This is a genomic window from Bordetella muralis (genome assembly GCF_054781015.1).
Map to the genome: position 1 here is coordinate 408,399 of NZ_BAAGVF010000002.1, position 11,563 is coordinate 419,961.

The following is an 11,563-nucleotide window of genomic DNA, read 5'->3' on the forward strand; positions in this document are numbered from 1 at the left end:
GCCGTTGCGCGGTTGATGCGATTTGTGCAGCGATATGACGTGGTGCAGTTGAACAAAAATCCTTAGCAAACAAGTCAAATAACTTCGCTTTTCTGAATGTTCCGTCTATGACTAGACTACGGGCAGACATCAAGTAGGATGGACGGAGACATCTATGCAAAGAAGAACATTCATGGGAATGTTCGGCGCCTGTGCGTTGGCAGCATCAGGAATGGCCAAGGCGCAAACGCCCACTACCCGCGTCATTGTTGGCGCTACCCCGGGTGGCGGCACCGATACGGTCGCGCGTGTATTGGCAGCAGAGCTGGGACGCGTATTGGGCGAAACGTTTGTGGTGGAAAATCGTCCGGGCGCCGGCGGTAATATCGCGGCGCAAGAGATCGCACGATCCGCGCCTGATGGCCGTTCGCTGCTGATGTGCTACACCAGCCATGCGATCAACGCGACGTTGTATCCCAATTTACCGTTCGATCCGATCAAGGATTTCACGCCGGTATCCCACGTGGCCGATGCGCCATCGATCTTGTTGGCGCATCCTTCTGTTGCCGCGAATAATGTTGCCGAGTTGATCGCGCTGGCAAAGGCGGAGCCGGGCAAACTGAGTATGGCATTACCTGGCATCGGCTCTGCAGGCCACCTCGGCGCCGAGGTGATCAAGATGCAAGCAGGGATAGACGTATTGCTGGTGCCTTATAAAGGCACCGCGCCCGCAATGACCGATGTGCTGGGTGGTCAAGTCAGCATGATGTTTGCCGGGGCAGCTTTGGCCAAAGGCCAGTTGAAATCAAAAGCGCTAAAGCCTTTGGGTATCAGCAGTGCGCAGCGCATGAGCGAATATCCCGATATTCCGCCGATTGCCGATACGTTGCCGGGTTATGACTTCAGTGCCTGGTATGGTCTGCTGGGACCTGCGGGACTGGATGCGGCGCGTACAGAACAGTTGTCGAAAGCGGTCGCCCAGATCATGAATGACGCGGCGATCAAACGTCGTTTGCTGGACGAGGGCTTGGTAGCTCAAGGCGGCACGCCAGCAGAGTTTCAGGGCTTTTTGCAGACTGAGATCGATCGCTGGGGCAAGGTCGTGAAAGCCTCGGGCGCCAGTGCAGGTTGATGGCAGCATGCCGCTGCGCATTGCGCAGCGGCCGCAGCCCGCCATGGATCACTTGCGATCAAACCACACGGTCTGTGCGTTGCAGAACTCTCTCACGCCGAAGTGAGACAGTTCCCGGCCAAAGCCGCTTTTCTTGACGCCACCGAATCCGACGCGGACATCGCTGGCGCTGTAGCCGTTGATGAATACGCCGCCCACTTCCAGGTCGGCTGCGATCTGGTGCGCTGCTGCGATATCCTTGGTAAAGACACTCGCAGTCAGGCCGAATTGGCTGTTGTTGGCGAGTTCCAGGGCATTGCGCGCATCGGAGGCGCGGATGATGGACGCGACCGGGCCGAAGATTTCTTCACGGAACGAAGTCATGCCAGGAACGATATCGGCCAACACAGTAGGTTGGTAGTAGTTGCCCGCACCATCGATCTTGTGTCCGCCCACGAGCAGTTTCGCGCCCTCTGACAGCGTGCGTTGTACTTGCGCATCGAGTTCGTCCCGCAGATCGTAGCGGGCCATGGGGCCGATATACGTCGACGGGTCAGTGGGGTCGCCGATGACCAATGCTTTAGTGCCGGCGACGACGCCTTCGGTGAAGGCGTCGGCAACGCTGTCTTCGACGATGAACCGTTTGGCGGCTGCGCAAACTTGTCCCGTGTTTTGAAAGCGACCGACGACGGCAGCACGGATGGCCTCGTCCAGGTCGGCGTCGGCCAGGACGATGAATGCATCCGACCCACCCAGTTCAAGCACGCATTTTTTCAAGGCAAAGCCGGCCTGCGAGCCGATCGCCGAGCCAGCCCGGACGCTGCCGGTCAAGGTGATAGCGGCGATGCGGTCGTCGGCAATCGCCTGCGAGACGAGGTCGTTTTGCACGTTGACGACTTCGAATACGCCTTGCGGGAAGTCTGCACGCCCGAACGCTTCGCGCAGCAAATATGCGCTGCCCATGACGTTGGGCGCATGCTTCAGGATGTAGGTATTACCTGCCAGCAGTGCGGGGACGACGCTGCGGATGACCTGCCAAATCGGGAAGTTCCAGGGCATCACGGCCAGGATCGGACCCAAGGGGCGATATTCGATTCTGGCTTTGTCGTTTTCAATCTGAGTGGGCTCGCTGGCCAGCATGGCGGGGCCATGCTCTGCATACCAGTCGCACAGTCCGGCGCATTTGGTGATTTCGCCGCGTGCTTGGGTAATAGGTTTGCCCATTTCGGCAGTGATCATGCCTGCCAGACGATCAATGTCCGCACGCAAGGCCTGTCCGAGCCGGGCTAGTGCGGCGCTGCGCGTGTCCACAGGTGTACGGCGCCAGCTGGTGTAGGCCTTGGCGCTTTGGGAAAGCACCGTTTCCAGGTCGGCGGCGGATTCAAAGGCGTAGGCGCCGATTTGCTCGCCGGTAGCCGGGTTCAGGGATATTGCGTGCGTGCTGCTGGCCATGAGAGCGCTCTCCTAGGGATTCGACTTCCGGCAAGAATACGCGGCGGATGGAGTTTATAAAACTGAATATTTATAATGGTTTCTTTCTCGATTTGAGAATGTGTGCGGACAGGGGAAACGGATGGATTTGGTTCAGCTGGAGATTTTCTGTGCTGTTGCGGCGCACAAGAGCATTGCCGCGGCTGCTGAGGCGGTGCACCGTGTGCCCTCCAATCTGACCACCCGGCTCAAGCAGCTGGAGTCTGATTTGGGGGTGGATCTGTTCATTCGCGAGAACAACAGGCTGCGTTTGTCGGCCACGGGGCACAATTTTCTGGACTATGCACAGAGAATTCTCGGCTTGGTGGAGGAGGCGCGTACGGCGGTTTCCGGTACGGAGCCTGCAGGCTGGTTTCCGATCGGTGCGCTGGAAAGCACGGCGGCTGTTCGCATCCCTGCTGTGCTGGCTGAGTTCAATGGCCGTTATCCCAAGGTGGAGCTGGATCTGGCCACCGGGCCGTCTGGGCCGATGATCGATGGGGTGTTGGATGGCCGTCTGGTGGCGGCGCTTGTCGATGGTCCGATCAATCATCCTGCGCTTAGAGGTGTCCCGGTGTTTGAGGAGGAAATGGTTGTCATCTCGCCCGTTCAGCATGCACCGATTCGCCGTGGTCGCGATGCGGCAGGCGAAGCGATCTATGTGTTTCGTCAAAACTGCTCGTATCGCCATCATTTCGAAAAATGGTTCGCAGCCGACAAAGCCATTCCAGGTAAAGTGCGGGAGCTGGAGTCTTATCACAGCATGTTGGCGTGCGTCAGCGCGGGGGGCGGCCTGGCCATCATGCCCAGAGCGATGCTGGAAAGCATGCCGGGATATACGTCTGTGACCGCATGGCCTATGCACGGCGCGTTTTCGGTGTTGCCGACGTGGTTGATTTGGCGCAGCGATACGGTTTCTCGGGCACTCGATGCGTTCGTGGCGTTATTGCAAGAGCATGCGCCGGTGGCTGTTGCTGCGTAGCTGGGATATATCGATGGCGGTTTTGAATAAGCTTGCACGTTGCTTGTTGTGCGGTTTTTGGTGATCGAGGGGCTGGGTTGGCAAGAGGTTGGCGTGCTTATTGGACGTCGAGCCGAGGCAATCGGGCCGTGAGGGCTTCACAAAGCCGGTCCGGCGCGCGGGCGCCGGACACCGTGTTCGCTCACCTCGTCCGCGCCTTCGCGCTCCCTACGGTGTCCGCTCCACTCGGCTTTGAGGCGCCCTCACGGCCCGATTGCCTCGGCTCGACTCGCAGTAATTCAAGCTCATGACATCGCCGGCACGGTTGTTTTGCTTGGCATTTTTATGCTGCCGTGTTGGCAAAGAGGAAGATCTTGCAGGGCTGCCATTTTCGGGTGCCCTGCACCCCCGAAAATGGCGATCGGTCCGGGCATGCGGCGGGGTGGCGTGGTGCCAGGTTGGAAGATCTGCTTGGTTAGCGTTGATGCATGCGAAGATGATGCGTAGCTCAGCTCTAGGTATAACAAAATCGTAGCTCGAGAGATCTTCTGTTCATCTCCTATGCCACAGCCTTCGCATGCCAATCACGAACGCTATGCACGGGCGCGCCCGTAGGCGCCCATGCATAGCAGCCCTGCAAGATATTCATCCTTGCAAAAGCCAGTTCCTACGAAGCCTACGTAGACCAGCCGTGCCAGCGACGGAGGGAATCAGAGATGCTGCGAGTCGAAGCTGGGCAGTGACCGTGTTGGCGCGCCTCGGAGTCGCGCGAGCGGAAGTCGAAGGAAGGCCCGAAGGGGCCGTACGAGACGAGCGATGCGGCAGTCGGACGCGCAGGCGGCCGACCGACTCCGTGAAGCGCCAACACGGTCACTGCCCAGCTTCGACGTCCAATAGCACTCATCCCCCCTAGTAGCACTCACGCCCCTTTAGTCCCTGCCGCGCGGACGCAAAGAAATAGTTGCAGCAGGCGGAGGAGAGCTACTGCAACCAGAGCAGCAACCGCATGCCGAGCTTTGTTTCACAATCAGGTGTTGTGTGGCGTACTGCCGCGCGGCTTTGGGCATGAAGGTCTGGCTCAGCAACTGTCCCAATCCATTACGCATACGCCCTTTCAGGCTGGGCACGAAATGCAGGACGAGCCCGATGATGCTGGCAACGAGCACGGCCAGCATGACGAGGGTTTGCCAGAGTGGGCTACTGGGGTTCATGGAGTACTCCGATAAAGTGCACTGTTCGCGCGTACACGGCTGGTCAATGTGCGTTTCTCTGTCGCCATCACAGCCACACCATCGCCAAACGATAAGTCACAAAGGCCGCGATATAGGCCAGTACGAACATATACGCAAAAGACAGTACGACGATGCGCCAGTTCCCGGTTTCACGTTTGATGATGGCCAATGTAGACATGCATTGCGGCGCGAAAGCGAACCACACCATGAGAGAGAGCGCCGATGCAACAGAGAAATTACCGGCGAGCATGCTGCCTAGCATCGCGTCCTGACCCTCGGCGACGCTGTACACCGTTGCCAAGGTCGCCACGGCGGATTCACGCGCGGCAAATGCGGGTATGAGAGCCAGTGTGATTTGCCAATTAAATCCCAATGGCGCAAAGAGCGGCTGCATCCATTGACCTAATATACCGGCGAGACTGTACTCAATGGCCGGATTCGTGGCATCGGCAGGCGCGCTGGGAAAACTGGCAATGAACCACATCACAATGGTCAGCGCCAGCATGACGCCCGTGAGCCGCTTGAGGAATATCCAGATGCGTTCCCACAGACCGATGCCGATATCGCGCCATTTGGGCAGGCGGTAGGGTGGCAGCTCCATGAGCAGGGCCGTTTCCTGATTACGACGCCGCAGCAGTTTGCCGACGTAGGCGACAGCCAGTGCGGCGAGAATTCCGCCTGCATAGAGCGCGAAGAGTACGGCGCCCTGCAAGTTAAAGACACCGAACAACAGGCGATGCGGGATGAATGCGCTGATCAGCAGGGCATAGACGGGCAGCCGTGCCGAGCACGTCATGAGAGGCGCGACCAGGATGGTGACGAGGCGGTCTCTGCGATCAGGGATACTGCGTGTGCCGATGATGCTGGGAATCGCGCAGGCAAAGCTGGATAGCAGTGGAATAAAGGAGCGGCCGCTCAGGCCGACGGCCAGCATGGAGCGATCCAGCAGAAAGGCGGCACGCGGCAGGTAGCCGGATTCCTCCAGAACCAAAATGAAAAAGAACAACGTCAAGATCTGCGGCAGGAACCCGAGCAGGCTGCCCAGCCCGCCAAAGATGCCTTCCTGGAGCAGCCCTTTGAGCGGGCCGTCGCCCATTGAGGCTGTCAACGCTTGGCCCAACCATTCCATGCCGTCAGCAATGGCGTCGGTCATCGGCTTGCCTATCGCATACACGGCCTGGAAGGTCAGGAACATCACTAATGCGAGAATCAATAATCCGAATACCGGGTGCAGCGTCCAGCGGTCGATATGGTCGTCCAGCGTCTTTGTGTCCGTCGGCAGGCGTACGACGTCAGCCATGATGGCGCGTACATCCGCGTGCAGATCACCGGAGTCGCGATGAGGCGAGGCGGGCGGAATGCCGAGTTCCAATTGTGCGAGCAGGGCTTGCGTACCGTCTCGGCGTACCGCCACGGTTTCAACAACTGGCATCCCCAGGCGTTGCGACAACTGCGGGACATCGATACTGATGCCCAGGCGTTTGGCTTGGTCGGCCATGTTGAGTGCGACGATGATGGGCAAGCCCAGGCGGCGGACTTCGAGCAACAGGCGCAAGTGCAGCCGCAGGTTGGTCGCATCCATCACGAATACGATGGCTTCGGGCACGGCCTCGCCGCGATAGCGCCCGCTGAGCACGGCCAGCGTGATCGCCTCGTCGGCACTGGCTGATTCAAAGCTATACGTGCCGGGCAAGTCGAGTACGCGGACGGCGCGGCCGCCAGGCGTGGATAGAAGGCCTTCTTTGCGATCGACCGTGACGCCCGCATAGTTGGCGACCTTTTGGCGTGCGCCGGTCAGGCGGTTGAATAGCGCGGTTTTGCCGGCATTCGGGTTGCCGACCAGCGCGATGCGTAATGCGGTATCAGTCATGCGCTGCCTCGCGACGAACAATGACACGCTCGGCTTCGTTGCGGCGCAAGGCAAATCGCGTGGTGCCGATGGCGATGAGCAGCGGGTTGCCGCCAAATGGGCCTTTGGCGGTCAATCGTAAAGGTTCCCCGTTTACAAAGCCCAGATCGCGCAATCTTGCCGATATGGGGTCAGCGGGGCAGGTGTCGAGAACTTGCTCGACGACAGCACGGTCGTGCAAGGCAAGATCGGACAAACGCAGGGAATTCATGCGGAGAGAAAATTCGGAATGAGAATAAGTCGCAAAATATACTCTCGATTCGGAATTCTCTCCATGCCAAGTTGACGCACCTGTCAGATCTGACAGGCGGCTGAACGCGAAGTTGTTCGATCGATGCGGGTATTTACTCGATCAACGAGAGTTTGCCATCCTGATACAGGACTTTTTGCCCTATCCACGCCATGTCTACCTGTGGCAGGACTGCCGAGGGTTTGCGCAGTTCGCGCAGGAGCGTCGAGCCGTGAGATAGTCGTCCGCCCATGCGGGCAATGACGGCTCGGGCAGTCTGGTAGTGAGCGTGGCGGCCCGGGTCCAGTGTTTCCTCGAGCAGGATGTCTTGACCCAGGATGCCCTCGGCGCGTCCTGGGTAGATCATGAAACCTACGGCTTGCTCTGCGCTGTCACTGCCGTTTTGCCAGAAACTCCCATTGCGGGTGCGTACGTCGGGATGAGGCGCAAACCAGTACGCACGATCAGCCGCGGGCACCGCATGATGCAGCTTGAAAAACAGGCGCATCAGGTTGTCTCGATACCACTCTCGGACTTGCAGGTAATAGCCTCGCAGGCCGGGCAAGCCCATCGAGTGGGCGAGTGAAATGCTATGGGACCAAACGGGAAATGCCTGCAGCGGTAAATCAATGGCTGGAGAGCGTGGCGTTGCCGGATCGGTTTCCCATGGCAACCGATGCGGGCTGTTTTCGAGGTTGCCGTAGGCGGTCGGTGGACGCCCCAGCACGCTGCCGCCGCTGCTGGCCAAGGCCGTTGCGATACAAAGATTGCCTTGGACGACAAATACATAAAACCGGGTGAACCAGTCGGCCAACTGTTGGCCCGTCGCGTCTTGGGCGATCAGCGTGGAGAGCTCTCGGTCAAAGTGCTGCAATCCGCTTTCCAACGTCAATAAATGCCGGCGGGCGATGCGTTGCATGCGCACGAACAGGAGCGAGGAACGCAGCAACCGCGGAGGCCGCCACGGCAGGATGGGGGTGGCGCCGCCGACCTCGTCAGCGTAGTTCCGAGAGGATACGCCCCAGTTTGCCAACCGCGCCAAAAACAGGTCATTGTTAATGTAGGATGCGCCGCCATACACCGAGGTGAAGGGCTCGTTGTCCTGCAGAACGCGTGGATCCCAGCGCGCCATGATGGCGGGGATACTGGCTGCTGCTCGGCGTTGTGCGTATTCGACGAATCGACTGGGCTGCGGTGGCAGAATTTCGGCAATGTTGGCTGAGGTCAAGTGCCGTCGCCAGCCATAGTCGCTGATCGGGCGGTATTGCAATAGCCAGAGTTCGGTACCATCCCATGCCCATTCCACATCGCCCGCGACGTAGTGAAAAGTTCGCAGTACCTTTTGCAGGAATTCCCACAACATGCCGGCGGTCAGGCCATGCGATGGTGCAAATTCACCCTCGCGCCATGATGCCGTCATGCGGGAGAGAATCGCTCGATGCGGCGTGACCTGGCCATCCGCCAGAGATTCCAGATGTCCTTCTACCCATTCCAGCTCTACGGACAGGTGGCGTACAAACGCGATGCCGGATACCACAGGCGTAATGAAGCGTTGGACGACAACCTCTTCAATGCCTGAGGCGGTGAGCGCTGCGATACGCGCGGGCACATCGCCGGCGCGTTCGCGCAGAAAAGTGTGATGCATGCCCGCATTGGCCGCATCGGCCTGGTCTTCACCATAACTGGAGGATCGTACGGCCCATGCTGCATCGGGCTGAGCGGCCAGGAAAGGCTGCAGTCGTTCGTCGTATGGATCATTGAGAGAGAGCGCAGGCGGCACGGGTTGTCCCGCCAACGCTGCCAATCGCACGCGTCCGCCCTTTGTATGCGCGACGAAACCGCGTTCGCCGGATTCCAGCCACGAGACGAAGTCTGCAGGTGCATCGATCCAGGGGTAATGGCCCCAGCCAGGTTTCAGACTGATGGTCAGATCCGCGCGAGCCAGAATCGCAGACCATGCGGCAGCCTGCGCAATGCCCAATACATTGTCTTGATCGCCCCAGATCAACTCGATCGGATCGGCAATCCATTCCAGCAAGGGCAGCGCTGTGTCGGCGCGCACCAAATCCCAATACGGGATAAAGGCGCGGCAGCGCGCGTATCCGCGGCCCATGCGTGCATATTGCTGAGGTGTCCACTTTTTATTGGAAAACTTTCTTGCGAACAGCGTGGGTTTGTTCGACAACAACCAATGGATGGCTTTGCGTAGCGGCCGAGGCGACATGAGCGCGGGCAGCCGCCGTTGCCAAAGAAATGCGCCCACGGGTGCGAGCAATACACTACGGCTGAAATGGCCTGGCTGGCGTTGCAGCGCATGCAGTACCAACAGCGCGTTGACGCCGACGGCCATGATGGCACTGCCCCGTTCTGTTGTGTCGATCAAGGCTTGGGCGTATGCCGCCAGATCAACGCACGGAGGCGCCGGATTGTCGCCAAAGCCTGGCAGCTCCAGAGGCACGGCCTGGTACTGGGTAAAGTGAGGCAAAGCATCGTCCCACCAGTCTGCCGCGCCGCCATTGCCTGCCAACAAATACAGGATCGGTTTGCTGCTCATGAAAGGGTGATGCTAGGCGACGTCGCGCAGTGCGCTATCGACTGTCGGATAACGGAAGGTATATCCCGCCTGCGTGAGCCGGAAGGGAACGACACGCTGGCCATCAAAGAACAGCTGAGCCATTTCGCCTGCTGCTGCCCGTACGGGGGCAGCGGGCACGTGCAGCCAAACTGGGCGCTTGAGGATCTTGCCGACTTTGGCCGCGAACTCTGCCTGGGGCAGGGCATCTGGAGCTACGACGTTGTAGGTGCCGCTTAAATTCGTATCGTTAAAGGCGCGAGCCATGATCTGGATGACATCGTCACGATGCACCCAGCTCATGATCTGTTTTCCGTCGCCCATGCGGCCGCCGAATCCCAGCCGGAACGGCAACAGCAGCGGCAACAAGGCACCACCGGGACCAAAGACGACGCCCAGGCGCATGACGACCTGCCGAATGCCGAGCGCCTGAACAGGCCGCGCGGATTCTTCCCAGCGCACGCATAGCTCGGCCATAAAGCCCTGGCCCGCCGCGGCGTTTTCATCAAGGCTTTCATTGGCGTCGCGTACGCCGTAAAAACCGATGGCGGACGCTTGTATCCAGAGCTCGGGTTTATGCACTGCTTTGCTCAGCCAGGCGACCAAGGCCTCTGTGGTGTTGACCCGGCTGGCCAGCAGTTTCGCTTTGCGCTTGGCGCTCCAGGGCCCGCCCGCAATGGGCGCGCCGGCCAGGTTGATGATGACGTCAAAAACTTCCTTGTGGCTCAGGGCGTTGATGACGCGCACACAGCGTGCCCGGCCATCGAACAAGTATGCGGCCTTCAACGGGTCGCGCGTGAGCACAGTGACGGCATGGCCGGCGTCGAGTAAATGATTGACCAGGTATTCTCCGATGAATCCCGTGCCGCCGGTGATCAAGACGTTCCGATGTCCGATGCCGATGAATGGATTGGGTGGTGCGCCTTTGCGCTGCAGGCGAAATGCTGCAATGCCGTCGCGGATACCGGAGACCGTGACGCCGATGGCGAAAAGCGTCAGTATCCAGCCACGCCAGCCGTAATCGGCCGCGGCCAGTGCAGTGGGCAATTGATACCACTGCATCAACTGCGCTCCGTACAGAGCGAAAAATGCCCCTGCGTTAATCGCCAGCACGGTATGCATGATGCGTTCGATTGCAGGCAGCTTTCGAGTGCGGTCCTCGACGACGAAATCCCACAGCGTCAGGCAGATCTCCAGGAAGAACAGCAATGCGATTGCGACAGCCCACGTGCCTTGAAACGCGAAATGCGCCATGCCTAGAAACAGGACACCGTAAAAACAAGAGCGCATGGCATGAATCGACAGCTCCAGCCGCGCCCCGTACCGGTAGGGCAGCGCCACCGTCAATTCGTGATGGTAAATGGTGTCCAGGGCACCGAGGATCGCTTGTGCGATCAGCAGCGTGAGGGCCCAGTCTAGTGGCGAGAATTCAAGCATGGTCGGATGGAATGCAGTGGATGTGTGATGGCTGTTCGAGGAGGGATGTCCGGTTGGGGACAGCGCTCAAGAGGCGCTTCCAGGAGATGCGGCATCAATGGGGCCAGTGTCAGTCGCCAATTCAGCGCGTTTATCCAGCCTGTACAGCCAGAACAAAGGGGGCAGCAACACGAATAGCGCAAAACTGTCGACCCACAGGTGTGACCAGATGCCCGCCTGCAGCGATATCCAGATATCCTGGGGCGCCCAGAGCGCGACGCCTATCATCATCCAGCCCCAGACCGACGGGATCTTGTAGCGGTTGCCGATATGGACCAGCCCCAACATATAAAGCGAATAGCTTTGCAGCGTGGCGCCGAACAAGGCCAGCCACCAGATCTGCTGCGTATGCGCGGGGGCGGGCGCCGTGGCGCCCCAGAACGCCTGCTCGATATGATGGACATAACTGTCGAACACACCGGTGTGACCCGCCCACGTCAATATGAGGCCGACGAGCAGGTGCACCAGGGTGGCTGCGTACAGCCACCCAACCAGCATACGCCGAAGGTCGTGGGGAGGAAACATCGTATTCGGATCCGCGAGCGTTCTTTTAATAACGCAAGTGTACCGATTAGACGCTGCTCAGTGCTTGATCAGATGGGCCGGAAAGATTTGGGGGGCGTA

9 protein-coding genes are annotated in these 11,563 nt (G+C 59.3%); 2 read left to right on the plus strand and 7 right to left on the minus strand.

Features of this window, described 5'->3' with window-relative positions; all coding sequences use genetic code 11:
• The first annotated feature begins 154 nt into the window (after window positions 1-154).
• On the plus strand, window positions 155-1,111 hold the full coding sequence (locus tag ACYVIT_RS04005) for a Bug family tripartite tricarboxylate transporter substrate binding protein (RefSeq protein ID WP_415808957.1): 957 nt from the start codon (window positions 155-157) through the stop codon (window positions 1,109-1,111).
• Between the two features lie 48 nt (window positions 1,112-1,159).
• Here the strand turns inward: ACYVIT_RS04005 and ACYVIT_RS04010 are convergent, their stop codons facing one another.
• The gene (locus ACYVIT_RS04010; protein WP_415808958.1) at window positions 1,160-2,542 is read right to left on the minus strand and encodes an aldehyde dehydrogenase family protein; all 1,383 of its coding nucleotides are present in this window, start codon (window positions 2,540-2,542) and stop codon (window positions 1,160-1,162) included.
• Between the two features lie 121 nt (window positions 2,543-2,663).
• Here ACYVIT_RS04010 and ptrR point away from each other — a divergent pair, with 121 nt between their 5' ends.
• Window positions 2,664-3,542, plus strand: coding sequence for a putrescine utilization regulator PtrR (gene ptrR / locus ACYVIT_RS04015; protein WP_415808959.1), 879 nt, complete (start codon window positions 2,664-2,666; stop codon window positions 3,540-3,542).
• Window positions 3,543-4,450: 908 nt separating this feature from the next.
• Here ptrR and ACYVIT_RS04020 read toward each other — a convergent pair.
• The 6 genes from ACYVIT_RS04020 to ACYVIT_RS04045 form a co-directional block, all read right to left on the minus strand.
• Window positions 4,451-4,732 carry a DUF6587 family protein gene (locus ACYVIT_RS04020; protein WP_415807725.1) on the minus strand — a complete coding sequence of 94 codons (282 nt, stop codon included), beginning with the start codon at window positions 4,730-4,732 and terminating at the stop codon, window positions 4,451-4,453.
• Window positions 4,733-4,799: 67 nt separating this feature from the next.
• Window positions 4,800-6,623 (minus strand): ferrous iron transporter B, encoded by a 1,824-nt coding sequence (feoB, locus tag ACYVIT_RS04025; protein ID WP_415807724.1) that lies wholly within the window; start codon window positions 6,621-6,623, stop codon window positions 4,800-4,802.
• Complete coding sequence (locus ACYVIT_RS04030) at window positions 6,616-6,873, minus strand: FeoA family protein (RefSeq protein ID WP_415807723.1); 258 nt, start codon at window positions 6,871-6,873, stop codon at window positions 6,616-6,618. The genes feoB and ACYVIT_RS04030 overlap by 8 nt, the downstream gene beginning before the upstream one ends.
• 133 nt (window positions 6,874-7,006) lie before the next feature.
• On the minus strand, window positions 7,007-9,445 hold the full coding sequence (locus ACYVIT_RS04035) for an alpha/beta hydrolase (protein WP_415807722.1): 2,439 nt from the start codon (window positions 9,443-9,445) through the stop codon (window positions 7,007-7,009).
• A gap of 12 nt (window positions 9,446-9,457) precedes the next feature.
• The gene (locus ACYVIT_RS04040) at window positions 9,458-10,900 is read right to left on the minus strand and encodes a TIGR01777 family oxidoreductase (RefSeq protein ID WP_415807721.1); all 1,443 of its coding nucleotides are present in this window, start codon (window positions 10,898-10,900) and stop codon (window positions 9,458-9,460) included.
• Window positions 10,901-10,966: 66 nt separating this feature from the next.
• The gene (locus tag ACYVIT_RS04045; protein WP_415807720.1) at window positions 10,967-11,464 is read right to left on the minus strand and encodes a cell division protein; all 498 of its coding nucleotides are present in this window, start codon (window positions 11,462-11,464) and stop codon (window positions 10,967-10,969) included.
• Window positions 11,465-11,563 lie beyond the last annotated feature (99 nt).